General features: G+C 70.2%; 26 protein-coding genes. 15 read left to right on the top strand and 11 right to left on the bottom strand.

Translation table 11 applies throughout. The features are described from left to right. The first annotated feature begins 20 nt into the window (after positions 1-20). From XAN126_RS0108955 to XAN126_RS0108935, 5 genes are read left to right on the top strand one after another with little or no spacing between them, the layout of a single operon-like run. Positions 21-881: a branched-chain amino acid ABC transporter permease gene (locus tag XAN126_RS0108955; RefSeq protein ID WP_024278252.1), complete on the top strand. Its 861-nt coding sequence runs from the start codon at positions 21-23 to the stop codon at positions 879-881. Beyond that, positions 878-1,864 (top strand): branched-chain amino acid ABC transporter permease, encoded by a 987-nt coding sequence (locus tag XAN126_RS0108950; protein WP_024278251.1) that lies wholly within the window; start codon positions 878-880, stop codon positions 1,862-1,864. The genes XAN126_RS0108955 and XAN126_RS0108950 overlap by 4 nt, the downstream gene beginning before the upstream one ends. After that, complete coding sequence (locus XAN126_RS0108945) at positions 1,857-2,600, top strand: ABC transporter ATP-binding protein (protein ID WP_024278250.1); 744 nt, start codon at positions 1,857-1,859, stop codon at positions 2,598-2,600. Before XAN126_RS0108950 ends, XAN126_RS0108945 begins: the two co-directional genes overlap by 8 nt. Then, positions 2,593-3,309, top strand: coding sequence for an ABC transporter ATP-binding protein (locus XAN126_RS0108940; RefSeq protein ID WP_029876933.1), 717 nt, complete (start codon positions 2,593-2,595; stop codon positions 3,307-3,309). The genes XAN126_RS0108945 and XAN126_RS0108940 overlap by 8 nt, the downstream gene beginning before the upstream one ends. Continuing rightward, positions 3,309-4,130, top strand: a complete 822-nt coding sequence (locus XAN126_RS0108935; protein ID WP_024278248.1) for an alpha/beta fold hydrolase — start codon at positions 3,309-3,311, stop codon at positions 4,128-4,130. Before XAN126_RS0108940 ends, XAN126_RS0108935 begins: the two co-directional genes overlap by 1 nt. Before the next feature lie 9 nt (positions 4,131-4,139). Here the strand turns inward: XAN126_RS0108935 and XAN126_RS28235 are convergent, their stop codons facing one another. The 3 genes from XAN126_RS28235 to XAN126_RS0108920 form a co-directional block, all read right to left on the bottom strand. Further along, positions 4,140-4,298, bottom strand: a complete 159-nt coding sequence (locus XAN126_RS28235; RefSeq protein WP_155982261.1) for a hypothetical protein — start codon at positions 4,296-4,298, stop codon at positions 4,140-4,142. Positions 4,299-4,460: 162 nt separating this feature from the next. Further along, complete coding sequence (locus XAN126_RS0108925) at positions 4,461-5,435, bottom strand: aldo/keto reductase (RefSeq protein WP_024278247.1); 975 nt, start codon at positions 5,433-5,435, stop codon at positions 4,461-4,463. A 67-nt stretch (positions 5,436-5,502) separates the two neighbouring features. Beyond that, complete coding sequence (locus XAN126_RS0108920) at positions 5,503-6,198, bottom strand: TetR/AcrR family transcriptional regulator (protein WP_024278246.1); 696 nt, start codon at positions 6,196-6,198, stop codon at positions 5,503-5,505. An 84-nt stretch (positions 6,199-6,282) separates the two neighbouring features. On the opposite strand from XAN126_RS0108920, the gene XAN126_RS0108915 reads away from it, so the two are divergent. Continuing rightward, entirely contained in the window at positions 6,283-7,092 is an 810-nt protein-coding gene (locus tag XAN126_RS0108915; protein ID WP_024278245.1) for a crotonase/enoyl-CoA hydratase family protein, read from the top strand. 3 nt (positions 7,093-7,095) lie between these two features. Further along, a complete protein-coding gene (locus tag XAN126_RS0108910; RefSeq protein WP_024278244.1) occupies positions 7,096-7,515 on the top strand; it encodes a DUF1330 domain-containing protein in 420 nt (139 codons plus the stop codon). A gap of 37 nt (positions 7,516-7,552) precedes the next feature. On the opposite strand, the gene XAN126_RS0108905 is transcribed toward XAN126_RS0108910, so the two are convergent. After that, positions 7,553-8,443 carry a LysR substrate-binding domain-containing protein gene (locus XAN126_RS0108905; RefSeq protein ID WP_024278243.1) on the bottom strand — a complete coding sequence of 297 codons (891 nt, stop codon included), beginning with the start codon at positions 8,441-8,443 and terminating at the stop codon, positions 7,553-7,555. Between the two features lie 112 nt (positions 8,444-8,555). On the opposite strand from XAN126_RS0108905, the gene XAN126_RS0108900 reads away from it, so the two are divergent. Genes XAN126_RS0108900 through XAN126_RS27005 form a run of 3 tightly spaced genes read left to right on the top strand, consistent with a single transcriptional unit; the run spans position 8,556 to position 9,899 of the window. Beyond that, positions 8,556-9,029, top strand: a complete 474-nt coding sequence (locus tag XAN126_RS0108900) for a cupin domain-containing protein (RefSeq protein ID WP_024278242.1) — start codon at positions 8,556-8,558, stop codon at positions 9,027-9,029. Positions 9,030-9,036: 7 nt separating this feature from the next. After that, entirely contained in the window at positions 9,037-9,435 is a 399-nt protein-coding gene (locus XAN126_RS0108895) for a VOC family protein (protein WP_024278241.1), read from the top strand. Beyond that, on the top strand, positions 9,432-9,899 hold the full coding sequence (locus XAN126_RS27005) for a nuclear transport factor 2 family protein (RefSeq protein ID WP_024278240.1): 468 nt from the start codon (positions 9,432-9,434) through the stop codon (positions 9,897-9,899). The genes XAN126_RS0108895 and XAN126_RS27005 overlap by 4 nt, the downstream gene beginning before the upstream one ends. Here the strand turns inward: XAN126_RS27005 and XAN126_RS0108885 are convergent. Beyond that, positions 9,812-11,056: an MFS transporter gene (locus XAN126_RS0108885; protein WP_245272368.1), complete on the bottom strand. Its 1,245-nt coding sequence runs from the start codon at positions 11,054-11,056 to the stop codon at positions 9,812-9,814. The genes XAN126_RS27005 and XAN126_RS0108885 overlap by 88 nt on opposite strands. Before the next feature lie 349 nt (positions 11,057-11,405). Here XAN126_RS0108885 and XAN126_RS29275 point away from each other — a divergent pair, with 349 nt between their 5' ends. After that, positions 11,406-11,984 (top strand): DUF1190 domain-containing protein, encoded by a 579-nt coding sequence (locus XAN126_RS29275; protein ID WP_024278238.1) that lies wholly within the window; start codon positions 11,406-11,408, stop codon positions 11,982-11,984. After that, positions 11,984-13,138 carry a glutathionylspermidine synthase family protein gene (locus XAN126_RS0108875; protein ID WP_024278237.1) on the top strand — a complete coding sequence of 385 codons (1,155 nt, stop codon included), beginning with the start codon at positions 11,984-11,986 and terminating at the stop codon, positions 13,136-13,138. The genes XAN126_RS29275 and XAN126_RS0108875 overlap by 1 nt, the downstream gene beginning before the upstream one ends. Positions 13,139-13,147: 9 nt before the next feature. Here the strand turns inward: XAN126_RS0108875 and XAN126_RS0108870 are convergent, their stop codons facing one another. Then, the gene (locus XAN126_RS0108870; RefSeq protein ID WP_024278236.1) at positions 13,148-13,750 is read right to left on the bottom strand and encodes a cation diffusion facilitator family transporter; all 603 of its coding nucleotides are present in this window, start codon (positions 13,748-13,750) and stop codon (positions 13,148-13,150) included. Positions 13,751-13,815: 65 nt separating this feature from the next. Continuing rightward, positions 13,816-14,688 carry an undecaprenyl-diphosphatase UppP gene (gene uppP, locus XAN126_RS0108865; protein ID WP_024278235.1) on the bottom strand — a complete coding sequence of 291 codons (873 nt, stop codon included), beginning with the start codon at positions 14,686-14,688 and terminating at the stop codon, positions 13,816-13,818. Between the two features lie 455 nt (positions 14,689-15,143). On the opposite strand from uppP, the gene hflK reads away from it, so the two are divergent. The 3 genes from hflK to XAN126_RS26995 are packed head-to-tail and all read left to right on the top strand — an operon-like array spanning position 15,144 to position 18,331. Then, positions 15,144-16,229, top strand: coding sequence for an FtsH protease activity modulator HflK (gene hflK, locus XAN126_RS0108860; RefSeq protein WP_029876929.1), 1,086 nt, complete (start codon positions 15,144-15,146; stop codon positions 16,227-16,229). Then, positions 16,226-17,194, top strand: a complete 969-nt coding sequence (locus XAN126_RS0108855; RefSeq protein WP_024278233.1) for a protease modulator HflC — start codon at positions 16,226-16,228, stop codon at positions 17,192-17,194. The genes hflK and XAN126_RS0108855 overlap by 4 nt, the downstream gene beginning before the upstream one ends. 39 nt (positions 17,195-17,233) lie before the next feature. Beyond that, positions 17,234-18,331 (top strand): YjbE family putative metal transport protein, encoded by a 1,098-nt coding sequence (locus XAN126_RS26995; RefSeq protein WP_024278232.1) that lies wholly within the window; start codon positions 17,234-17,236, stop codon positions 18,329-18,331. Positions 18,332-18,340: 9 nt separating this feature from the next. On the opposite strand, the gene XAN126_RS0108845 is transcribed toward XAN126_RS26995, so the two are convergent. From XAN126_RS0108845 to XAN126_RS0108830, 4 genes are read right to left on the bottom strand one after another with little or no spacing between them, the layout of a single operon-like run. Next, positions 18,341-19,096, bottom strand: coding sequence for an ABC transporter ATP-binding protein (locus XAN126_RS0108845; protein ID WP_024278231.1), 756 nt, complete (start codon positions 19,094-19,096; stop codon positions 18,341-18,343). Continuing rightward, positions 19,093-20,079 carry an iron ABC transporter permease gene (locus tag XAN126_RS0108840; protein WP_024278230.1) on the bottom strand — a complete coding sequence of 329 codons (987 nt, stop codon included), beginning with the start codon at positions 20,077-20,079 and terminating at the stop codon, positions 19,093-19,095. The genes XAN126_RS0108845 and XAN126_RS0108840 overlap by 4 nt, the downstream gene beginning before the upstream one ends. After that, on the bottom strand, positions 20,079-20,954 hold the full coding sequence (locus tag XAN126_RS0108835; protein WP_051460569.1) for an ABC transporter substrate-binding protein: 876 nt from the start codon (positions 20,952-20,954) through the stop codon (positions 20,079-20,081). Before XAN126_RS0108835 ends, XAN126_RS0108840 begins: the two co-directional genes overlap by 1 nt. A 56-nt stretch (positions 20,955-21,010) precedes the next feature. Continuing rightward, complete coding sequence (locus XAN126_RS0108830; protein ID WP_024278228.1) at positions 21,011-22,999, bottom strand: TonB-dependent receptor; 1,989 nt, start codon at positions 22,997-22,999, stop codon at positions 21,011-21,013. Between the last annotated feature and the right edge of the window lie 70 nt (positions 23,000-23,069).

Raw genomic sequence — 23,069 nt, 5'->3', positions numbered from 1 at the left:
CACCTTTCCGAGGACCAATCATGACCTTCTGGGTCAGCCAAAGCCTCAACGCCCTCGCACTCGGCGGGCTCCTGTTCATGCTGGCGTCGGGCTTCAGCCTGATCTTCGGGCTGATGCGGGTGGCGAACCTCGCCCACGGCGCCCTGTTCATGCTGGGCGCCTATCTCGGCCTTGCCGCGGTGAAGGCCGGGTTCGGCTTCTGGGCGGCGGCGGCTTCGGCCGCGGTGGCCGTGGGGCTGCTGGGCGGCATCATCGAGCGCACCCTGCTGCGGCGGCTCGCCGGGCGCACGCTGCCGCAGGTTCTGCTGACGCTGGGGCTCGCCTTCATCATCGCCGACGCCTGCCTGATGACGTGGGGCGGCGACCCCATGCGCCTGCCGCCGCCGCCGGAACTGTCTGGCGCGGTGCGCATCGGCGATGCGGTGTTCCCACGCTACCGGCTGTTCGTCATCGGCGCCTCGGCGGCGGTGGCGCTGGGGCTGTGGCTGCTGGTGGAGCGCACCCGCGCCGGCGCCATGATCCGCGCGGCGGTGGACGATGTGGGCATGGCCCGCGCCATCGGCGTCTCCGCCTCCACGCTCTTCACCGCCGTCTTCTGCCTCGGCACGGCCCTCGCCGGCCTCGGCGGGGTCATCGGCGGCCCCATCCTCTCAGTCTATCCCAGCCTCGACCAGGACATGCTGCCGCTGGCTTTGCTGGTCGTGATCCTCGGCGGCGCCGGGAGCCTCGCGGGGGCATTCGTCGGCGCCTACGCCATCGGCTTCATCTACACATTCGGACAGGTGCTCGTGCCCGACCTCGCCTATGTGATCCTGTTCCTGCCCATGATCGCGGTGCTCTCCGTGGCGCCGCAGGGCCTGTTCGGCCGGAGGCTCGGATGAGCGCGCGCGCCCTCCCCTTCGCGGTGGCGCTGGCCGCCATGGCCATGGTGCCGCTGTTCTCCACCTCGCCCTTCTACGTGAACCTGACCAGCCAGGTGACCATCGCCGCCATCGGCGCTCTGGGGCTGAACGTGCTGGTCGGCCACGCGGGTTTGAATTCCCTCGGCTTCGCGGTGTTTCCGGGCCTCGCCGCCTATCTGGTGGCGTGGCTCTCCACCGTGGGCGGGATCGATCCGGTTTTCGCGGCGCTGGTGGCGCTGGGCGGGACGCTGGCGGTGTCCGCGCTGTTCGCCCTCGTCGCCCTGCGCACCACCGGCCTCGGCTTCGTAATGATCACCATGGCGCTCTGCCAGATCGTCTGGGGCGCGGCCTATCGCTGGACCTCGGTGACCGGCGGCGACAACGGCCTCTCCGGCGTGCCGCGCCCCGGCGGCGCGTGGCTGCCGCTGGAAAAGCCGGAATATTTCCTGTGGCTGTGCCTCGCGGTGCTGGCGCTGGCCCTCGTCCAGCTCGGCCGCTTCTTCGACAGCCCGCTCGGCGTGGCGCTGCGCGGCACGCGGGACCAGCCGCGCCGCATGGGCGCGGTGGGCTATGACGTGTGGCGCATCCGCTTCGTCGCCTGGATGCTCGCCGCCGCCTGGGGCGCCGCCGCCGGCCTGCTCTATGCCTGGTACCACCAGTTCGTCAGCCCCCACATGATGGCGGTGACGGCCTCCGCCGAGGTGCTGCTGATGGTGGTGGCGGGCGGGGCCGGCACGCTGGCCGGCCCGCTCATCGGCGCGGCGCTGGTGGTGCTCTTGAAGAACCTCGCCTCCATCTGGATCGACCGCTGGGTGATGCTGCTCGGCTTAACCTTCGTCGTCATCGTCCTCCTGATGCCGGACGGCATCGTGCCGGGCTTCAACCGCCTCACCGCGTCGCTGAAGCGGCTCAGGCCCGGCCCCGCCCCCAAACTCGTGCCGAGGGAGCGCGCCGATGGCTGATCCGGCTCTCCACATCGACGGCCTGACCAAGCAGTTCGGCGGCCTGCCCGCCATCGCGGACGTCAGTCTCGACATCATGCCCGGCGAGCGGCACCTGCTGCTCGGCCCCAACGGCGCGGGCAAGACCACGCTGTTCAACCTGATCTGCGGCGATCTCACGCCGACCGGCGGCTCCATCCGGCTGTTCGGATCGGAGCTGGTGGGCCTGCCGCCGCGCAAGCGCACCGGCTTCGGCCTCGCCCGCACCTACCAGATCCTCACGCTCTTCCCGCACGAGACCCTCTGCCGGAACGTGATGCTGGCCCTCAACGGCCTCAGGCGCGACAAATGGCGGGCCTGGTCCCCCTTCGGCGCCGATGCGTCGCTGCGGGCGGAGGCGCTCGCCATCCTCGACCGGGTGAAGCTCGCCGACCTCGCGGACCGGCCCGTGTCCCAGACCGCCTATGGCGACCGGCGGCGGCTGGAAATCGCCATGGCGCTGGCCCTCGCTCCGCGCGTGCTGCTGCTGGACGAGCCCCTCGCCGGCCTCTCCCGCGACGAGCGGGTGATGGTGCAGGACCTGCTCGCCAATCTGCCGGAGGAGATGACGGTGGTGCTCATCGAGCACGACATGGATGTCGCCCTCGCCTTCGCCGAGCGCATCACTTTGCTCCATCACGGCCGGGTCGTGACCACCGGATCGCGCGCCGACATCGCCGCCGATCCCCGCACACGGGAGGTGTATCTCGGTGCCTGAAGCCCTCACCCTGTCCAACCTCCACGTCTATCACGGCGAGATCTGCGCCGTGCGCGGGCTGGACATCACCTGCGCCGAGGGCGCCGTGACCGCCCTGCTCGGTCGCAACGGCGCGGGCAAGTCCACGACCCTCTCGGCCATCGCCGGCCTCAACGACGCCCGGCAGGGCCGCATCGAACTGTTCGGCACGGCGCTGGAAAACCGCAAGCCGGAGGCCATCTGCCGGCTCGGCGTGGGGCTGGTGCCGCAGGGGCGGCGCATCTTCCCGTCCCTCACCGTGCAGGAACACCTCGCCATCGCCTACCGGCCGCCGCGCCACACCGCGGCGCGGGTGTTCGACATCGCCTCGGTGGAGACCCTCTTCCCGCGCCTCAAGGAAAGGCGCCGGCAGCTCGCCGGCTCCATGTCCGGCGGCGAGCAGCAGATGCTGGCCATCGCCCGCGCGCTCGTGACCAATCCGCGCGTGCTGCTGCTGGACGAGCCGGCGGAAGGGCTCGCCCCGCAGATCGTCGCCGAGGTGGCCGACGCCATCGCCGCCCTCAAGGCGGATGGGCTCTCCATCCTCCTCGTGGAACACAATTTGCCGCTGGCGCTGCGGCTCGCCGACACCTGCGTCGTCCTGTCTTCGGGGGAGGTGGTCTGGCGCGGACCGCCTCAGGTCCTCGCCGACGATCCCGCCCTCATGGCCCAACATCTGGGAGTGCACTGATGCTCACCGCCAACACAAGCGCCGCCGGCCTCTCCGCGCACGTCACCGGCACCGGCCCCAGCATCGTCTTCCTGCACTCGCTTTTGTCCGATCGCGGCAGCCTCGAACCCATGGTGCCGCTGCTGTCCGAGAACTTCCGGCTGGTGCTGCTCGATCTGCCGGGCTTCGGCGGCTCGCCGCGCGTGGAGGGCGGGCTTGAGGGTCAGGCGGATGCGGTGGCGGCGGCGGTGGCGGCGGCATGCCCGGGCGAGACGCCGATCCTGTTCGGCAACGGCTACGGCTCGTTCCTCGCCCTCGCCACGGCGCTGCGCCATCCGCAGCTGTCGAGCGGCCTGTTCCTGGCCGGCTGCGGCGCCGGCTTCACCGAGGAGGGGCGCGGAGCGTTCCGCTTCATGGCAGCGAAGGCCGGTACGGACGGGCTGGAGGCCATCGCCCAGACCGCCATGCTGCGCCTGTTTCCCGCCGCCATGGCGGCGCGGGTGCCGCAGACGCTGGCGGAGCGGCGCGCCGCCTTCGTCGCCACCGATCCGGAGGTGTTCGGCGAAGCGTGCGGAATTCTCGCGACGCTGGATCTGAAGGACGCGGCGCGGCATCTCGCCGTGCCCGTGTTCGCCTGCGCAGGGACGCTGGATGCGGCGACGCCGCCGGTGATGGCACGGGAACTCGCCGACCTCGTGCCCAACGGCACGTTCCACGAGATCCCCGATTGCGCGCACGTGCCGACCCTTCAGGCGCCGGCCGAGGTGGCGGTGCTGCTCACCGGGTTCGTCCGTACCGTGGAGGCGCCGCCGGAGCCGGTCGCCGCCTCCCAGGCGGGCTGAGCGCGCGCGTCAGGCGACGGTCGGCACGTCCATGGCGAGGGCCACCAGCGTGGCCCCGAGCGCGAGCAGGAAGTTGAGACCGCCGCTGCCGCCGAACACAAAGGTGACGCCGACGCTCAGCAGACCGGCGACGACTGTGAGGAGAATTCCGAAAGCGATGCCCTTCATGGGTCTTGTCCAGAAACACGATCGGGCCAACCTGCCCGCTCTCGTCTGATGCTCCGGACGGCGGGCGGAATTTCGACGGCAAAGCGGCGACTTTGCTGCGGGCGGAGCGGGCGCCCACAGATCGACGAAACGTGATCTTTTCGCCACGGTGGACGCGGGGGCTCAGTCCGTGAAGCCGGCGACGCCGTGCGGCACGTAAGGCGCCTCCAGCGCCGCGATCTCCTCCGCCGTCAGGGTCAGCGAGAGGGCGGCCACGGCGTCGGTGAGATGGCCGGGCTTGGACGCGCCGATGATGGGCGCGGTGACGCCCTTCTTCTGCAGCAACCACGCGAGGGCCACCTGCGCGCGCGGCACGCCCCTGTTGGCGGCGATGGCACCCACCGCGTCCACCACCTCCCGGTCGCCGGCCACATAGAGCGTCTTGCCGAATTCGTCGCTCTCCAGCCGATAGGTCGCCTCGTCCCACGCCCGCGCCAGCCGGCCGCGCGCCAGCGGGCTCCATGGGATGACGGCCACCCCTTCCTCGATGCACAAGGGCAGCATCTCCCGCTCCTCCTCGCGATAGAGGAGGTTCATGTGGTTCTGCATGCTCACGAAGCGGGTCCAGCCGTTGAGGCGGGAGATGTAGATCGCCTTGGCGAAGCGCCATGCCGGCATGGAGGAGGCGCCGATGTAGCGCGCCTTGCCCGCCTTCACCACGTCGTGCAGCGCTTCCAGCGTCTCCTCGATGGGGGTCGCGTGGTCGAAGCGGTGGATCTGGTAGAGGTCCACATAGTCCGTGCCGAGGCGCCGCAGGCTGGCGTCGATCTCGGCCATGATGGCCTTGCGCGAGAGGCCCGCACCATTGGGGCCGGGACGCATGCGGTTGAACACCTTGGTGGCGAGCACCACCTCCTCGCGCCGCACGAAATCCTTCAGCGCGCGGCCGACGATCTCTTCCGACGTGCCGTCCGAATAGACGTTGGCGGTGTCGAGGAAAGTGATGCCGAGGTCGAGTGCCTGGCGGATGAGCGGGCGGCTCTCCTCCTCCTTGAGGGTCCAGGCGTGGGAGCCCCGGTTCGGCTCGCCGAACGTCATGCAGCCGAGGCACAGCTTCGAGACTTCGAGGCCGGTCGCGCCGAATTTCACGTAGTCCACTGCCCGTCTCCCGCGATTGACGCGCCTACCATCGCCGCCGGCGGCGGACTTGCAAGCACTCAATGCATCACGATACCGCGCTCTTCGCGCGCGGATGGGCGCGCACCAGAGCGCCGGCGGCGGCGCCCGCCTCCTCGAACCAGCTCGCATCCCGATGCACCAGCGAGGCGGAGAAGGCGCCATCCAGCAGCAGCAGGATCTGCCGCGCGAGGGCGGTCGGCGCATCGAAGCCGGCGCTCTCCAGTTCACCCGCGAGCCACGTGGCGAAGGCCGCCTTGTGGCGGGCGCCGATCTTCACCGCCGGATGTCCCGGCAAGGCGGCGAGTTCCGCCGTGGTGCGCAGGAAGCCGCAGCCCTTCCATTTGGGATGCCGCGCGCTCTTGGCGAGCGCCGCGAAAATGGCCGCGACCTTCGCGTCCGCCCCGCCCTCGGCGGCGGCGAACCACGCCGCCATAAGCGTCAGGTTCGGCTGGTCGCGGGCGTCGAGATAGGCGGCGACGAGGTCGTCCTTGCTGTCGAAATGATAGTAGAGCGTGCGCTTGGTGACGCCCGCCGTCTCCGCCACCGCATCCATGCTCACCCGGCCGATCCCCTCCGCATAGAACAGCTTGGAGGCGGCCTGGACGATCTTCGCCCGTGTGTCCTTGGCGCGGATGTCCTGGGCACGGCCGTCCTGGGCGCGCCTGTCCTGGGAGCGGGCATTTTGGGCGCGGGCTTCTTGGGCACGCTTGTCTTGAACACGGGCATTGGGGGGCTTCGGCATGGCCGCAAGGTATACCGTACAGTGAGTATACTCAACCGGACGCCGCGGGCATGGTCGGGGCCTCATCGAACGGGGAGTTCCCTCATGACGGACCTTGTGCTGAAGACGGTCGACGGCGCCATCGCCACCCTCACCCTCAACCGCCCGGAAAAGCTCAACGCTTTGAGCTACGCCACCATCGAGACGCTGCTGCGCCACCTCGACGAAATCGAGGGCGACGACGGCATCCGCGGCGTCATCCTCACCGGCACCGGACGCGCCTTTTCGGCGGGCGGCGACATTCCCGAATTCTCCCGCTCGGTGGCGCAGAGCCCCGAGGCGGCGCTGCGGGATTTCGTGGCGCGCGGGCAAAGGCTGACGGCGCGGGTGGAGGCGTTCCGCAAGCCGCTGGTGGTGGCGGTGAACGGCCTCGCCTATGGCGGCGGCTGCGAGGTGACGGAAGCCGCGCCGCTCGCCATCGCCAGCGACCGGGCGGTGTTCGCCAAGCCCGAGATCCTGCTCGGCATGCCGCCCACCTTCGGCGGCACCCAGCGCCTGCCGCGCCTCGCCGGCCGCAAGCGGGCGATGGAGCTGCTGCTCACCGGCGAGACCTTCACCCCGCAGCGCGCGCTGGAGCTGGGGCTGGTGAATGCCGTGGTGCCCCACGACGAGCTGCTGCCCCGCGCCCGGGACCTCCTGGAGCGCATCCTCGTCCACTCCCCGCTCGCGGTTTCGACCATCCTCACGGCGGTGACGCGCGGCATCAATCTGCCCATCGCCGAGGGCCTGCTGGTGGAGGCCGAGCAGTTCGCCCGCATGGCCCCCACCGCCGATCTGCGCGAGGGGCTGGATGCCTGGATCGCCCGCCGCGCGCCGGCCTATCCGGGGCTCTGGACGGCTTCGGCGGAGGGCTGAGCCATGGAGGGACACACCAGCTTCTCCCGCGAGACGTTCGCCGCCTTCGCCGCCAACGACCGCCCCGGCCCGGTGCACCTGCTGAACCTGATCCGCCTGCGCCCGCGCGTGACTTATGCGGACGGCCGCGTCACCACCGGCGCCGAGGCCTATGAGGCCTACAGCCGTCTCAGCGCGCCGGTGCTGGCGGAGATCGGCGGGCGCATCGTGTGGCGTGGCGACTTCGAGCTGTCCCTCGTCGGGCCGCCGGAGACCCGCTGGGACATCGCCTTCATCGCCGAATATCCCAGCCCCGATGCGTTCGTGCAGATGCTGCGCGATCCGCGTTATCGCGAGGCCATGGCGCACCGGCAGGCCGGCGTCGCCGACAGCCGGCTCGTGCGCTTCGATCCGCTGCCGACCGGCAGCGGCTTTGCGGGATGATTGGCGGCGCGGCATCGCAGGGTGCCGCGCCGCTCCCTTAGTCGGCAGCGCCCGGCGGCCACCCGGCTTGCGGCGCCGCCTGGCCCTCGTCTGCCAGCCAGCGCGCGAGGGCATCGATGTTGCGCGGATTGCGCGGCGCCCGGCTGCGGACGAAATAAAAGCCGCTCTCCAGCGCGATCACCGGCCCCAGCACCCGCAGCCGCCCGGCGGCGAGGTGCGTGTCCAGATAACGCGCGTCGGTGAGGACGACGCCGGCCCCGGCCAGCGCCGCCTCCAGCGCCTGCGCCCGGTTCTCCACCACCATGCCGCCGGCCGGAGCCTCCCCCTTCTGCCGCGTCTGTTGCCACCACAGCGGCCAGTCGCGGAAGCGGGCACGGGCGCGGATGACCGGCCAATCGGACGGCCGGCCCAGCGCCAGACCGGGCGCGGCGGCGGGCACCAGCGTCTCGCGGAAGAGAAGCCGTGCCTGAATGCCGGGCCAGTCGCCCATGCCGTTGCGGATGGCGCAGTCCACATCCTCGCCGTCGAGGTCCACCACCCGCTGGGTGGTCAGCACCGCGATCTCGATGTCGGGATGGGCGCGCTGGAAACGCGGCAGGCGGGGCAGCAGCCAGTTGGCCGCCAGCGTGTTCACGGTGGAGAGCCGGATCTGCCGCAGCCGTCGCTGCAAGGGCGCCACCGCCGCCTCGATCCGGCCGATGGCATCGCCCATGGCGGCGAGCAGCGCGGTGCCCTCGTCGGTCAGCATGGAGACCCGGCCGGAGCGGGTGACGAGCCGCGCGCCCAGTTCCGCCTCAAGGTCGGCGATGCGGTGGGAGAGAGCCGAGCGCGAGATGCCCAGCGCCTCGGCCGCCGCCCCCTGCCTCTTGTGCCGCGCCAGCGCATCGAGGGCCGCAAGGCCCCGTAGCGAAGGCCGATTGGACGACATGGACGCTTCCCCGCACGCATCGGACAGGTGAGAATTTCTCACCCATTTGAGCCCAAACATCCGCTAGCTTCCAGCAAGTTCTTGATGAGGACGTCTCCATGACGCGTGTGCCATGACCGGCCCCGCCCGCACCCCTCTTTCCGCCGAGGACGTGCCGCCGCGCACCAAGCCCTCGAACTATCCCGCGCCCTTCGCCGCGCGCATGGCGGGCCGGGAGAAAAGGCAGCTCGGCGATGCGTTCGGCCTCTCCCGCTTCGGCGTGAACCTCACGACGCTCGCGCCGGGTGCCCAGTCCGCGCTGCTGCACCGGCACTCGAGGCAGGAGGAGTTCGTCTATATCCTCTCCGGCACGCCCACTCTGCGCACGGACGAGGGCGAATTCCCGCTCGGCCCCGGCATGTGCATCGGCTTTCCCGCCAACGGGCTCGCCCATCACCTCGTCAACCGCAGCGAGGCGGAGGTCCGCTATCTGGAAATCGGCGACCGCGACCCGCAGGATGCCGGCACCTATCCCGAGGACGATCTCGTGGCGCATTTCTCCGCCACCGGCTGGTCCTTCACCCGCAAGGATGGAACCCCATGGTGAGGCCCGCATGATTTCCCACGTGAATGTCGGCACCAACGACATCGTCGCCGCGCAGGCCTTCTATGACCCGCTGATGGCGCGGCTCGGCTGGCGCCTGCGTTTCTTCAACCCCGAAAGCGGGATGGCGGGGTGGGAGCCTGTGGCGGGCGGACGGCCCCTGTTCCTGCTGTGCCGGCCCTTTGACGGTGGCCCTGCCACCCCCGGAAACGGCGCCATGGTCGCGCTCCTCGCGCCGGACCGCGCCAGCGTGGACGACATCCACCGCATGGCGCTGGCTGCCGGCGGCACGGACGAAGGCGGCCCGGGCCTCAGGCCGCACTATCACCCCAACTATTACGGCGCCTACTTCCGCGACCGCGACGACAACAAGATCTGCGTGTGCTGCCACGCGGCGGAGGCGCCATGAGCCAGTCCGAGGACCCGACCGTGACGCTCACGCGCGAGCAGATGCTCCACCATGCCGATGCCTGGATCGCCGCCTGGAACCGGCGCGACGTGGAGGCGGCCCTCTCCGCCTTCACCAACGATGCCCGGTTCCGCAGCCCCATCGCCCTGCAGATGACCGGGAGCCCCACGCTGGAGGGCCGCCCGGCCATCGAGGCCTATTGGCGCGCCGCGCTGGCGCGGATCGAGCGGCTGGAATTCCGCCTCCTCGCCGCCATCTGCGACGAGCCGGGCCAGCGCATGGTGGTCCACTATGAGGCGACCCTCGGCGACACCGCCCGCCGCGCGTGCGAAATCTTCGTCTTTCGCGGCGGGCTGAAGAGTGAGGCCGAAGCGCTCTATGGCGATACGGTCGCGCTGCCGGGCGGCGGCACGGCGGGTTCCTTGGTGCCCGCAGCCCCCGTCTCCGGCATGGCGAACAGATAGAGCAGGAAGCCCGCCGCCCCGATGGCGGAGAGGGTGAGGAAGGCGGCGCTGTAGCCGGCGGCGACGATGATGACGCCGGCGATGGAGGCCGAGAAGGCCGCCCCCAGCCCCTGCGCCGTGGCCACCGCCCCCTGGCTGACATTGAAGCGCCCGGTGCCGCGCGTGAGGTCCGACACCACCACGGGGAAGAGCGCGCCGAAGATGCCGGCGCCCACACCGTCGAGGCACTGCACGGCGAACAGCCAGAACGGATCGTTGGACAAGGGATAGAGCGCGCCGCGCAACGCCAGCACCGCGAAGGCGACGAGGAAGATGGGTTTTCGGCCCCACGCGTCCGCCTTCGCGCCCACCATGATCGCCATGGGCACCATCACGCATTGCGCCGCCACGATGCACAAGGCGATGAGGGAGGTCGCCTGCTCCTTGCCCACCACATAGGTCAGCAACTGCCCGGTGGTGGGCAGCATGGCCGCGTTGGAGAGGTGGAAGAGGAAGCAGGTCAGCGCGAAGATCAGCAGCGGCCGGCTCGACAGCAGCATCTTCAGGCCGGAGGGCTGCTCGTGGTGGGCGGGATCATGGGAGAGGCCGCGCGCCAGCGTGTCGTCGATCTCCCGGCGCGGCACCGCCAGCATGGCGCCGATGCTGAGCACGGCCAGCACAGCCATGAGCCAGAACACCACGATGGGGCCGAAGATCACGGCCGTCCCGGCGGCGATGGCGGCGGAGACCGCGTTTCCGAGATGGTTGAACGCCTCGTTGCGCCCGATGCGCCGCGCGAACGCCTTCGGCCCCACGAGGCCCAGCGTGATGCCGGAGAGCGCGGGCGGAAAGATCGCGCCCGCTATGGCAGCCAGCGACTGGCTGCCCGCCACCAGATAGAAATTCGACAGGAAGGGCAGCGAGAGGCAGGTCAAAGTCACCGCCAGCGCACCGGCGATGACGATGGCCGGCTTGTTGCGGCTGCTGTCGATGAGCGCGCCGGCCGGGGTCTGCGCGAGCAGCCCGGTGAGGCCGGCAATGGTCATGACGAAGCCGACGGTCGCCTCCGTCCAGCCCTGCTCCGGCCCGCGCACGGCGAGCAGATAGATGGCGAGATAGGGCCCCAGCCCGTCGCGCACGTCCGCCAGAAAGAAATTGAGCGCATCCAGCCCCAGCATCGCGCGGCGCGACGGCACTTGATGGGACGTCTCTCCAAGGTCGCCCCGCCCCGTCCCCTGAACCTCGCCCGCGACCATCGGCAGCCCCCCGGAACTCGTCGTTCCCCAACGCGGAAAAAGCGGCCGAAGCCCCCGCCATGGCGGCAGGAAGCAGCGGCAGCGTGACAACGCCGGCGGATACGGTCCAGATCCCGCTCGCCATGCGGCCAATTTCGCTGACATAGCGGACGCTGCGTCACCCGCCCCCCTTTACCTTGGGAGGAGACAACCTTAGGTTCCGCTTCCGCCGTGCGGGGGACCTGCGCGCGGGGAAGCTGCATGCGGGGACCTGGGAGGGGGACGCAGCGCGATGAAGCGCTCTACTCAGATCAGTCTTGGCCTCCTTCTCGGCGGAACGGCGCTGACCTTCTATGCCTGCAGCGGCCCGGACGAGCCCAGCGAACTCATCTATGAGGGCAATCGGGCGGACGCGGTGCGCCAGTGCGTCGCCGACGACGTGCCGGCGCAGACCTGCGCGACCGCCTATGCCGAGGCGCAGCGCGCCCATGTGCAGAGCGCGCCGCGCTTCACATCCCGCGCAGAGTGCGAGCGCGCCACCGACAGCGCCTGCGACTTCACTGTGGTGAAACGGTTCGACGGCACCCTCGCCGACGTGGTGGTGCCGGTGATGACCGGCTTCCTCCTCAGCCAGGCCCTCCCCGGCCGTGAGGCAAATTCGGGCACCGCGCTCTATCGCTCGCTGCGCGATCCCACCTCCTACCGGCAGCTCTCCGCCTTCGTCAGTGTGGGCGCCGGGGGCGGCGGGGGCGCGTTCCTCGGCCCGACGTCTGTGGGCGGCGGCAAGAGCATCGGCGCGGGGGGACGCGGCGGGTTCGGCGCCCATGGCGGCGGAGGCAAGGGCGGCGGGGGAAAAGGCGGCGGCTCCTGATGCGTCGCCATTCCATCTCCCCGCGCCCGGACTGGCGCGCGACGGCCACGCGGCTCGGCTTCCACTTCGCCGACATGTATGGCGCGCCCTACTGGGACGAGAGCGCCATGTTCTCGTTCTCCCTCGCGGAGATCGAGGACGCCATCGAGGACCCGAGCCGCGACCTCCACCGGATGTGCCTCGCCCTCGCCGAACGCGCGGTGGCGGACGCGCGCATCATGGCGCGCCTCGGCGTGCCGGAGGCCCATCGCGATCTGGTGGCGGCCTCATGGCGCGCGGCCGAACCCACGCTCTACGGCCGCTTCGACCTCGCCTATGACGGCACGGGGCCGGCGAAACTGTTGGAATACAACGCCGACACCCCCACCGGCCTCTATGAGGCCGCCGTCTTTCAGTGGATCTGGCTGGAGGAGGCGCGCGGCCTCGGCATCGTTCCGGCCGGTGCCGACCAGTTCAATTCGGTGCACGAACGCCTCGTGGCACAGTTCGCCACCATGGGCACCGGGCCACGTCTCCACCTCGCCGGCATGCTGGACGACGTGGAGGACGGCGGCACGCTGACCTATCTCGCCGATTGCGCGCAGCAGGCCGGAAACCGGGTGCAGCTCATCAACATGGCCGACATCGGAGTCGATGTGCGCGGGCGCTTCATCGATCTCGACAATCTCGTCATCGCGCGGATGTTCAAGCTCTATCCGTGGGAATGGATGTTCGACGAGGCCTTCGCCGTCCACCTCGCCGGCGCCCGCTGCACCTTCATCGAGCCGCCGTGGAAGGCGATGCTCTCCACCAAGGCGATCCTGCCCCTGCTGTGGGAGATGTTCCCCGGCCACCCCAACCTGCTGCCGGCCTATTTCGCGGGAGATCCGCGCGCCGATGCGCTCGGCGATCATGTGGTGAAGCCGCTGTTGTCCCGCGAAGGCGAGAACGTGACGCTGGTGCGCGGCGACCACGTAGAGACGACGCCCGGCCGCTACGGCGAAGAGGGCTATGTGGTGCAGGCGGCCGCGCCGCTCTTCGAGTCGGCGCACGGCTATGCAGTGATCGGCAGCTGGATCGTCGGCGACACCGCCTGCGGCATGGGCATCCGCGAGGACGCCTCGCCCATCACCGCCAACCTCTCCCGCTTCGTGCCGCACATCATCGACGGCTGACAAGCGCCCTCAAGCCTCGGCGCGGTGCTCCTCGCGGGCGGCTTCCCAGACTTCGCGGGCGGCATCGAGATTGAGGGCGGCGATGGCGAGGCCGACGATGAGGTCGGGCCACGCGGAGTGCCACAGGAAGGCGGTGACGGCGCCCGCCGCGATGATCGCCACGTTGGCGAAGGCGTCGTTGCGGGCGGAGAGGAAGGCGGCCTTCGTCAGGCTGCCGCGATGGTCCCGGTAGCGGGCGAGGAGGAAGGCGCAGGAAAGGTTCACCACCAGCGCGCCGAGGCCGGTGAGGGACAATGCGAGGGGCTGCGGCGCCACCGGATCAAGGAATTTGTCCCAGGCGGTCCAGAGCGTGGCGAGGCCGGGAATGAGCAGGATCAGCGCCAGCGCCATGCCCACCTTCGCCCGCGCCCGCGCCGACCAGGCGAGGGCGACGAAGATCAGGAGGTTGACGCTGGCGTCCTCCAGAAAGTCCACGCTGTCGGCGAACAGCGAGACTGAGCCGATGGCCAGCGCCACCGCGAACTCCACGCCGAAATAGGTGAGGTTCGCCAGCGCCACCACCAGCACGGTCCGGCGCAGGCCGGCTTGGTCCGCAACCTGCCCTTCCGTCATCGCGCCCCCTCTTTCCTCTCGGCCGTGGCGCAGAGGTTACGCGAGGCGCCCGGTGTGTCGAGCGCTCAGGAGAGCACGCCCCGCCACACGGCAACCAGCAGGAACACGCCCATGCCGATGCGGTAGAACACGAAGGGCCAGGAGGAGAGGCGCTCCATCACCCGCATCAGCGTCCAGATGGCGATGAAGGCGGAGAGCGAGGCGGTGAGAAGGCCGACGCCGAGCACCTCCCAGCCCTGCATGTCGAGGCCGGCGTGATGCAGCTCCAGCAATTCCTTCACGCCCGCCGCGAAGATGGCCGGCAGGCCGAGCAGGAAGGAGAAGCGCGCGGCATCCTCGCGGCGCAGGCCGAGGAACATGGCCGCCGTCAGCGTCGAGCCCGAGCGCGACACGCCGGGAATGAGCGCGCCCACCTGCGCGAGGCCCACCACCAGCGCGTCCGGCAGCTTGATCTGCGCGAAGGTGCGGGTGTGGCGGCTGGTCATTTCCGCAATGCCGAGCAGGAGACCCATGACGAGGCTCGCCGCGCCGATGACCCACAGTTCGCGGAAGGACGAGCCGCAGGCGTTCAGCTTGCTCTTCAAGAGCACGCCGGCGATGACGATGGGGATGGTGCCGAGGATGATGCCGAGCACGGTCTTCGGCGCATGGGCGGTGAAATCCCCCGTTCGCACCGACGAGATCGTGCCGCAGGCGAGCGCACGCAGGTCGCTCCAGAAATAGGTCACCACCGCGAACAGAGCAGCGAGCTGCATGGCCGCCGAGAAGGCGGAGCCGGGATCGGGCCAGCCGAGCACCGCCGGCACGAGGCGCATGTGCGCCGTGGAGGAGATGGGCAGAAGCTCGGTGATGCCCTGGACGACGCCGAGGACGGCCACCTTGCCGGTGCCGAGGGCGACGAACCCGGTGTCCACCCCATTGGTGCAGACGCTGGCCATGGTGTCGAATTCCGCTTGCTGTGAGGACGGCGTGGCGCCTGCAGGAAGAGCGCGCGCAAGCACGAGCAGGCGCGCGCGGATACAGGCGTCCCTTGCTATCTGCTTCGCACACGCGACGGAACCGGGCGGGGTGCGCGTTGTCACCGCAGTGCCGCAGCGGAAGACTTGCGCAACGGTGGTTGCCGGCTCCTCCCGGTGCGCCACCTCGCGGAACGGAAGGGATGCCCCGCGCCGCCGGCCAGGCCCCAGAAGCATCAGCCAACACACTGTCAAATAGAATAAAATTGCACATCACCGGGGCCGGAACCGGGGCCGCGAGATGCCGCACCCAAGGCGAGACGCGGGCAATTGCGAATGGAGATTGAAATCTTCTATGGTCCGTCGCCATCCATTGGGCCTGCGCCGCCCATTACTTTAGGTAATATCAAAAATTACCTGACCTGAGGTCAGCCTGAATGGCGAATATTGAAGCCGTGCCGCCTACTGAAGAGACCCCACCGCCTGCGACCGGTCCCGAACCGGCTCGTCCGCAGCCGTTCGAGGGGCTGGCGCGGGAGCAGGTGTCGGAGATGCTGCGGCTGCCCCATTTCGGGCGGCGCGGGGCGCTGGTGGCGGCGGGGCTCATCGCGGTGCTGTGGGCGGCGAGCGGCTTCTACCGGGTGCAGCCGGACGAGCAGGGCATCGTGCTGCGCTTCGGCAAGTGGGTGGCGACTGAGCCCTCCGGCGTTCACTACCACTGGCCCTACCCCATCGACACCATCCTCCTGCCCAAGATCACCCAGATCAATCAGATGGTCCTCGGCTCCCGCGATGGACGGCGCGAGCGCAGCCAGATGCTGACCGGCGACGAGAATATCGTCGAGGTGGATTGCGTGGTGTTCTGGCGCATCCGCGATGCCGGCCAGTTCCTGTTCAACGTGGCGGACGCGGAAGGCACGCTGCGCGTGACCGCCGAAAGCGCCCTGCGCGAGGTCATCGGCCAGAACCCCATCCAGGCGGCGCTCTCCGACAAGCGCCAGCAGATCGCCCAGCAGACCGAGGTCGTGCTCCAGCGCCTGCTCGACAAGTATCAGGCCGGCATCGTCATCACCCAGGTGCAATTGCTGCGCATCGATCCGCCCGCCGCCGTCATCGACGCCTTCAACGACGTGCAGCGCGCGCGGGCCGACCAGGAGCGGGCGCGCAACGAGGCCGAGGCCTACCGCAACGACATCCTGCCCCGCGCCCGCGGCGAGGCCGAGCGCATCGTGCAGGAGGCGCAGGCCTATGGCGAGCAGGCGGTGGACCTCGCCAAGGGCGAGGCGCAGAGCTTCCTCGCCGTGGAGGCCGCCTATGAGCGACACAAGGACGTAACCCTGCGCCGCCTCTATCTGGAAGGGGTGGACGAGGTGCTGAAGCACTCCGGCCGGGTCATCGTGGACCTCTCCGCCCACGGCAGCAGCATCGTGCCCTATCTGCCGCTCACCGAGGCGGAGAAGCGCGCCGCCACCCTCCCCGCCCCGCCCGTCGCGGATCAGGCCAGCACGGGAGGCGCCAAGTGAAGCGCGCCGGTTTCATCGCGCTGGGGGTGGGCATCCTCATCGTCGCCTTCGCCTCCTCCTTCGCCTTCACCGTGCAGCAGACCCAGCGCGCGCTGGTGGTGCGGCTCGGCATGCCCATCGCCATCCACGATCAGCCGGGGCTCTATTTCAAGGCGCCGTTCATTGACACGGTGATCACTTTCGAGCGCCGCCTGATCTCGCTGGAGCCGCCCGCCGAGCAGATCATCCTCGGCGACCAGAAGCGCATCGAGGTGAGCACATACACCCGCTTCCGCATCACCGATCCGCTCGCCTTCTACCAGGCGGTGGGCGGCGTGGAGCAGGGCCAGTCGCGGCTCGCGCAGATCGTCAGCTCGGCGGTGCGCCGGGAGCTGGGACAGGCCAAGCTGGTGGATCTCCTCTCCACCGAGCGCGACCGCATCATCGACAAGATCCGCAACGAGGTGATCGAGCGCGGGCGCTCCCTCGGCGTGGACGTGGTGGACGTGCGCCTGCTGCGCGCCGATCTGCCGGCCGAGACCAGCCAGGCCATCTACGACCGCATGAAGTCCGAGCGCCAGCGCGAGGCCAAGGAGCTGCGCGCGCAGGGCTTCGAATGGGCGCAGGAGATCCAGGCCCGCGCCGACCGCCAGCGCACCGTCATCCTCGCGGAGGCGCAGCAGAAGTCCAAGGTCGCCCGCGGCGAGGCCGACGCCAAGGCCTCCCAGATCCTCGGCGAGGCCTATGACCACAGCCCCGCCTTCTACACCTTCATGCGCACCCAGCAGACCTACCGGCAGACGCTTGCAGGCGCCTCGCCCATGCTGCTGCTCTCGCCGGATGCCGACTTCCTCGGCGCCCTGACGCGCGGACCGACCCTCGCCGACGGCATGAGCGCAGCAGGCGTGAGCGCGACAGGCACGGGCGGACCGGCCAAGGGCACGCCCCTGCCCGGCCCAGCCCCGACCGGCACCCCGAAGCCCTGACCGGCCGCCCCCCGACGCATTTGAGAAGGACACCCGGCGATGGATCTCGGCGCTGACCTTTCCTGGTTCGGCACGAGCCTGAAGATCTTCCTGATCGACATCCTGCTGAGCGGCGACAACGCCTTGCTCATCGCACTGGCCTGCCGCAGCCTGCCGGCGGAGCAGGTGCGCAAGGCGGTGATGCTCGGTGCGGCGGGGGCGGTCTTCTTCCGGCTGGTCATCGCGGCCCTCGCCGGCACGCTCATGGCTATCCCGCTGCTGAAGATCGGCGGAGGGCTGCTGCTGGCCGTCATCTCCATCAACCTATTGGCCGGCGAATACCGGCGGCGGCGCGAGGGCGACCGGGAGATGGAGTTCGACCCCTCCCTCGGCCAGGGGGGCGGCCTGCTGGGCGCGGCGCTGGTGATCCTCATCGCCGACGCCATCATGAGCCTCGACAATGTGGTGGCGCTGGCCGCCGTGTCCGAAGGCCATCTCAGCCTTCTGGTGGGCGGCGTGCTGTTGTCGGTGCCGCTCATCTTCTTCGGCAGCTTCGTGATGGCCGAGGCGATGAAGCACATCCCCGCCCTCACCTTCATCGGCACCGCCTTCCTCGGCTGGATCGCCGGCAGCCTCATCGTCACCGATCCGCTGTGGTCCGGCTGGGTCGCGGCCAATGCGGAAGCCCTGTTCGTGCTGGTGCCGCCCGCCGCCGCCATCTTCGTGCTCGCCAACGCGCGCTTCACGGCGGATGCGCGGACCGCCGGAGACGGGAAAAGGCAAGCCCCACCACCCAGGCGCGCGCACATCGTACCGACGCCCGTGGCAGTGGCGGCGCCGGTGGCAGTGGCGGTGCCCGTGAGTGCGGCCGCAGCCGCCCCCGTCCCCGCCCCCATGGCCATTGCCGTCGCCGAACCCGTCCGCACGGCGGAACCGGTCCTCCCTGCCGCGCCCGTCGTCGCGGTGGCGGAAATCCCGGCGGCCCCGCCTCCCGCGCCTCCCGCCCGGCCCGCCGCCCCGGTGCGGCGGCCGTCCCAGAACCTGCCGCCTGCGCCCGACTATTCGGACAAGGTGATGATCTACGGGCTGATCGGGCTGTTCGGCCTCGTCGCCGTGGTCATGATCAGCGTGCTCATCATGGCCCACGGGGTCGGCTGAAACGGTGCTCTATCTGCGCCGCGCCCACGGCAGCACCACCGTCTCGCCGTCATGGGTGAGGCGCACGGCGTCCACGCCGAAGGCCTCGGCGAGATAAGCGTCATCGAGCACCGCGGCCGGCGCACCCTCGGCGAGGAGCCGGCCGTCCTTCATCAGGGCGAGGCGATCGCAGAAGCGGCCGGCCAGCGTCAGATCGTGCAGCACCGCCACCACCACCGCGCCGCGCCGGGCGGTGTCCCGCAGCAGCGCCATGACTTCGAGCTGGTGCAGCGGATCGAGCGCGGCGGAGGGCTCGTCGGCAAGCAGGATGGGTGCTTCCACCGCCAGCGCGCGGGCGAGCAGCACCCGCGCCCGCTCGCCGCCGGAGAGGGTATCGGCGGAGCGCCGGGCGAGCGCCTCCACCCCGGCCGCCGCCATGGCCCGCCGCGCGGCCTCATCCACCGCCGCCGTGCCATGGGGCAGGCGCCCCAGCGCCACCACCTCCTCCACCGGCAAAGGCCAATGGATTCGCCCGTCCTGCGGCAGGTAGGCGATGGTCCGCCCGAGCCCGCGCCGGCCGATCTCGGTAGCGCTGCGGCCATCGTAAAGAACGTCGCCAGAGGCTGGCACTTCGAGGCCGGCCAGCACCCGCATCAGGCTGGTTTTGCCGGCACCGTTGGGGCCGAGCAGGCCGAGGAAGGTGCCGCCCTCGACATCGAGGCTGAGGTCGCGCACCAGAGTCGCGGCGCCGCGCGTGACGGAGACGGAACGGGCGGCAAGCCTCATGCTTCCCTCCCCCTGAGACGGGCGAGGAGGAACAGGAAGAAGGGCGCGCCGATGAGCGCCGTCACCACGCCGAGCTGAAGCTCCGGCCGGGTGGGCACGAGCCGCACCACGATATCCGCGCCGAGGGTGAGGGCCGCGCCGGCAAGTCCGCTCACGGCCAGAAGCCGGCCCGGCCGGTGGCCCACCAGCGGGCGCACCAGATGCGGCACCACCAGCCCCACGAAGCCGATGGCCCCCGCCACCGCCACGCTCGCGCCCACCGCTGCCGCCGTGCCGCCGATGACCAGCAGCCGCACCCGGCGCAGCGGAAAGCCGAGGCTTTCGGCGGCGTCCTCGCCCAATGTGAGCGCATCGAGCGCCGGGCCGGTGGCGAGCACCAGCCCCCAGCCCACCACCATGAAGGGCAGCGCCAGCGCCACATGCACGAGGCTGCGGTCGGCGAGTGAGCCCATGAGCCAGAACACCAGCTCCAGCGCCGCATAGGGGCTCGGCGCGAGGTTCAGCGCCAGCGCGGTGAGCGCGCCCGCAAGGCTGGAGAGGGCGACGCCGGCGAGGATCAGCATCACCGTCCCCGCCCCCCGCGCCGCGAGCGCCAGCAGCACGGCGGTCGCCGCCGCCGCGCCCATCAGCCCGCCCAAGGGCAGCGCCAGCGCGAAAGAGGCGGAGAAGCCGAAATAGAAGGCGATGACCGCCCCCAGCGCCGCCGCGCCGGACACGCCCACCACGCCGGGATCGGCCAACGGATTGCGCATCAGCCCCTGCAAGGCCGCCCCGGTGAGGCCGAGGCTGAAGCCCACCGCCGCGCCGAGAATGGCGCGCGGCAGGCGCAGTTCGGACAGCACCAGCGCCGCCACGCTCGACCGACCGGCGAGGAGATCGGCGAAAGCGGCGCGCAAATCGAGCGGCGCATAGCCCACCGCCACCGACGCGCAGAACAGCACCAGCACCAGAAGGCCGAGGGCGAGGACGACGCGCGACGGCATCAGCGCACACCCTCGGCGGACGCGTGGTGGATGGCGGCCGGTCGCGCCGCTTCCGGCCCGGCGAGCCGCGCCCGCGCCGCCGCGAGTTGCGCCGCCGCCTCGGCGAGGTCCGGCCCGGCGCAGGTCCACAGCTTTAGCGGCAGCGCTAGCGTGCGGTCCTTGAAGGGGGCGAGCGCGGGGTGGTGCAGCAGGGCGTCCGCGAGCGAGGGCGGCGCCGCCTCATCGGCATTCACCACCACGAGATCGGGCGCGGCGCGCACGATCTCCTCCAGCGCGAGCTGGCCCATCTTGTCAGTGGGAAGCTGGGCCGCGAGGTTGGTGAGGCCGGCCTTCTCCATCAGTTCGTCCGCCAGCGAGCCGCGGCCGGTGGTGAAGCCGTTGGGCCGCAGCACCACGGCGGTGGGGCGTGGACCCGCCACCGGCGGCAGGCGGGCGAAGGCCTCTTTCATCTCCCGCACCATGGCCGCGCCCCGCTCCGGCACGCCGAGCCGCGCCGCCACCATGCGGATCTGCGCATAGGCCTCGTCGAGGGTCTGCGGTTCCTTCAGCTCCAGCACCTCGAAGCCGAGGCGGCGCAGCACGGCGGTGGCGGTGCGGGTGGTGTAGGCACCGGCGAGGACGAGGTCCGGCTTCAGCGGCACCACCTCTTCCGCCAGCCCGCGATTGACCGGCACGTCGCGCGCGCGGTCCGCCACGTTGGAGGCGAGCGGATCGCGCGCGAGATGGGTGACGGAGAGCACCTGCCCCGGATCAGCGAGCCGCAGGGCCAATTCGTCCGTGCACAGATTGAGGGAGACGACGCGGGGCCGGGCGTGCGGCGGAACACGCGGCTCCTGCGCCCCCGCCGGAGCGGAGGCGAGAAGGGCCGCGAGCATCAGCCCGGCCGCCTTGCCCCTCACTGACTCACCATGGGCGCTTCACCGATCGGGCCTCACCATGTGAGCTTCACCCCGCCATAGGCACCGAAGCCGGGGGCGAGGAAGCCGTTGGGGTTCTCGTAGGTCTGGTTGAACAGATTGTCGATGCGCCCGAACACGGTGGTGACGGCATTCATCCGGTAGTTCGCGGCCACATTCACCACCGTATAGCCGGGCTGGTCGATGTAATTCGACGTGAGACGCACGATGTCCCACCAGGAGGAGGCATAGACGAGGCTCGCCGACAGATCGAGCTCGTCGGTGGGACGCCAGCCGAGCGTCAGGCTCACCTTGTTGTTGGGCCGCCGCAGGGGATAGCAGGAGGTGGCATTGATGGGCGCGCAGGCGGCGCCGAAGGGCTGGCCGGGCGGCACGTAGCCCACCACGTCGGTGTAGGTGTAGTCCACCCGCGCATCGATGCGGTCCGTCACCTTGACCGCCACGAACGCCTCCACGCCCTGCGACACGGCGCTGGAGATGTTGACGTTCTGGTACGTCGCCGGATCGTAGCTGATGAGGTTGGTGATGTTGTTGTGGAAGTACGTCACCCCGAACAGCACCCGCTCGCCGAACGCCTTCTGCTCGAATCCGGCATCCCAGCCTTCGCTCTCCTCCGGCTGAAGGTTCAAATTGCCGTAATAGGGCGCGTAGAGCTGGTAGAGCGTGGGCGCCTTGAAGCCGGTGCCGTAGCTCGCCTTCAACTTGGTGCCGGTCTCGTCGAAGAGCAGCGCCGGGGCGAGGCGGAAGGTGGTGTGGTCGCCGAAGCTGTCGTCGGCGTCGTAGCGCACATTGGCGGCGAAGAAGAGCCGGTTCCAGAGGTTGCCCTGGTACTCCGCATAGACGCCCGTGTCGCCGGTCGAGGCGTCCACGCTGGCATAGGCGGTGGAGGAGGTCATGGACTCGTTCCGCCGCTCGGCGCCCACCAGCAGGTTCTGGCCCGGCGCCACCAGATAGTTGGAGCGGACATAATAGACCTGCCGGTCGCCGTCATAGGTGCCGTTCACGTCCGGGTTCGGCCCCACCGTCGGGTTGGAGCTGGACAGATCGCTCACGCCGAAGGTGGTGACGAGACTTCCGTCCAGCGCCGTCCACACGCCCTCCCCCTTGGTGAAGAACATGCTGGCATAGGCCGTGGAGCGCAGCGCCGCCGGGATGCCGGCATAGGTTGGCGGCGGATAGGTGTCCGGCGTGAAGGCGAGGCTGGTGTCGATGTAGCGGGCGACGAAATTCACCGCGAAGGTGTCGGTGGCCTGCCAGTCGAGCCGGGTGGAATAGGTCCAGTTGTCGTAGGCATTGGGATTGAGGGGCCAGCCGGGAGGCGCGATGTTCTGCGGCGTCACCGGAATGTCGGTGGACGAGAAGTGAGTGACGTTGAACGAATAGGCCAGCTTCTCAGTGGCGCCGGTGAGGCTCGCATACTGGTTGAAGGTGCCGAGCGCGCCGCCCTCCGCATAGGCGGAAACCTTGGGCGGCCCCTCCCCCTTCTTGGTGGTGATGGAGATGACGCCGCCGATGGCATCCGAGCCGTAGAGGCCGGACTGCGGGCCGCGCAGCACCTCCACCCGCTCGAGATCGGACGCCAGCAGCTTGCCGAAGTCGAACGCGCCGTTGGTGGCGGCGGGATTTCCGGCATCGATGCCGTCGATCAGCACCTTCACATGGTTGGAATTGGTGCCGCGGATGAACACCGAGGTGGTGCCGCCCGGCCCGCCCGTCTGCACCACGTTGAGGCCGGGCAGCGATTGCAGCACGTCCGGCAGGGTGCGCTGCTGGTTGCGGGCGATGTCCTGCTCCGTGACGATGCTGACGGAGCTCGCCACCTCGTTCTCGGGCGTGGGAATGCCGGTGGCGCTGACGACGATGGTGGGCAGGTCGCCCGCATTCTGGTCGTCCGCCGTCTGGGCGAGCGCGGGCGCAACACAGGCAAGCGGAACACAGGCGAGCGTGAGCAGGGCCGCGGCCGGCAGCGCGCGGCGGGATCGGGATTGGACGGCGGAAGACATGAAGGCACTCGACGGCACGGGTGGTCCGTCACCGCGAACGAGGCATCCCCGGCCACATTAGGCCCGGAAA

The sequence above is a fragment of the Xanthobacter sp. 126 genome (assembly GCF_000526175.1).
GTDB lineage: Bacteria > Pseudomonadota > Alphaproteobacteria > Rhizobiales > Xanthobacteraceae > Xanthobacter > Xanthobacter aminoxidans.
This window is presented reverse-complemented; position numbering and strand designations above follow the sequence as displayed.

Coding starts and splice junctions, on each gene's coding strand:
- XAN126_RS28235 (WP_155982261.1), bottom strand. CDS start 4,298: ATGAAGGGCATCGCTTTCGGAATTCTCCTCACAGTCGTCGCCGGTCTG.
- XAN126_RS0108830 (WP_024278228.1), bottom strand. CDS start 22,999: ATGTCTTCCGCCGTCCAATCCCGATCCCGCCGCGCGCTGCCGGCCGCG.
- XAN126_RS0108910 (WP_024278244.1), top strand. CDS start 7,096: ATGGAGGGACACACCAGCTTCTCCCGCGAGACGTTCGCCGCCTTCGCC.
- XAN126_RS0108900 (WP_024278242.1), top strand. CDS start 8,556: ATGACCGGCCCCGCCCGCACCCCTCTTTCCGCCGAGGACGTGCCGCCG.
- XAN126_RS0108950 (WP_024278251.1), top strand. CDS start 878: ATGAGCGCGCGCGCCCTCCCCTTCGCGGTGGCGCTGGCCGCCATGGCC.
- XAN126_RS0108935 (WP_024278248.1), top strand. CDS start 3,309: ATGCTCACCGCCAACACAAGCGCCGCCGGCCTCTCCGCGCACGTCACC.
- XAN126_RS0108905 (WP_024278243.1), bottom strand. CDS start 8,443: ATGTCGTCCAATCGGCCTTCGCTACGGGGCCTTGCGGCCCTCGATGCG.
- XAN126_RS0108875 (WP_024278237.1), top strand. CDS start 11,984: ATGCGTCGCCATTCCATCTCCCCGCGCCCGGACTGGCGCGCGACGGCC.
- uppP (WP_024278235.1), bottom strand. CDS start 14,688: ATGGCCAGCGTCTGCACCAATGGGGTGGACACCGGGTTCGTCGCCCTC.
- XAN126_RS0108870 (WP_024278236.1), bottom strand. CDS start 13,750: ATGACGGAAGGGCAGGTTGCGGACCAAGCCGGCCTGCGCCGGACCGTG.
- XAN126_RS0108845 (WP_024278231.1), bottom strand. CDS start 19,096: ATGAGGCTTGCCGCCCGTTCCGTCTCCGTCACGCGCGGCGCCGCGACT.
- XAN126_RS0108920 (WP_024278246.1), bottom strand. CDS start 6,198: ATGCCGAAGCCCCCCAATGCCCGTGTTCAAGACAAGCGTGCCCAAGAA.
- XAN126_RS0108915 (WP_024278245.1), top strand. CDS start 6,283: ATGACGGACCTTGTGCTGAAGACGGTCGACGGCGCCATCGCCACCCTC.
- XAN126_RS27005 (WP_024278240.1), top strand. CDS start 9,432: ATGAGCCAGTCCGAGGACCCGACCGTGACGCTCACGCGCGAGCAGATG.
- XAN126_RS0108945 (WP_024278250.1), top strand. CDS start 1,857: ATGGCTGATCCGGCTCTCCACATCGACGGCCTGACCAAGCAGTTCGGC.
- hflK (WP_029876929.1), top strand. CDS start 15,144: ATGGCGAATATTGAAGCCGTGCCGCCTACTGAAGAGACCCCACCGCCT.
- XAN126_RS26995 (WP_024278232.1), top strand. CDS start 17,234: ATGGATCTCGGCGCTGACCTTTCCTGGTTCGGCACGAGCCTGAAGATC.
- XAN126_RS0108895 (WP_024278241.1), top strand. CDS start 9,037: ATGATTTCCCACGTGAATGTCGGCACCAACGACATCGTCGCCGCGCAG.
- XAN126_RS0108835 (WP_051460569.1), bottom strand. CDS start 20,954: ATGCTCGCGGCCCTTCTCGCCTCCGCTCCGGCGGGGGCGCAGGAGCCG.
- XAN126_RS0108885 (WP_245272368.1), bottom strand. CDS start 11,056: ATGCTGGGGCTGGATGCGCTCAATTTCTTTCTGGCGGACGTGCGCGAC.
- XAN126_RS29275 (WP_024278238.1), top strand. CDS start 11,406: ATGAAGCGCTCTACTCAGATCAGTCTTGGCCTCCTTCTCGGCGGAACG.
- XAN126_RS0108955 (WP_024278252.1), top strand. CDS start 21: ATGACCTTCTGGGTCAGCCAAAGCCTCAACGCCCTCGCACTCGGCGGG.
- XAN126_RS0108840 (WP_024278230.1), bottom strand. CDS start 20,079: ATGCCGTCGCGCGTCGTCCTCGCCCTCGGCCTTCTGGTGCTGGTGCTG.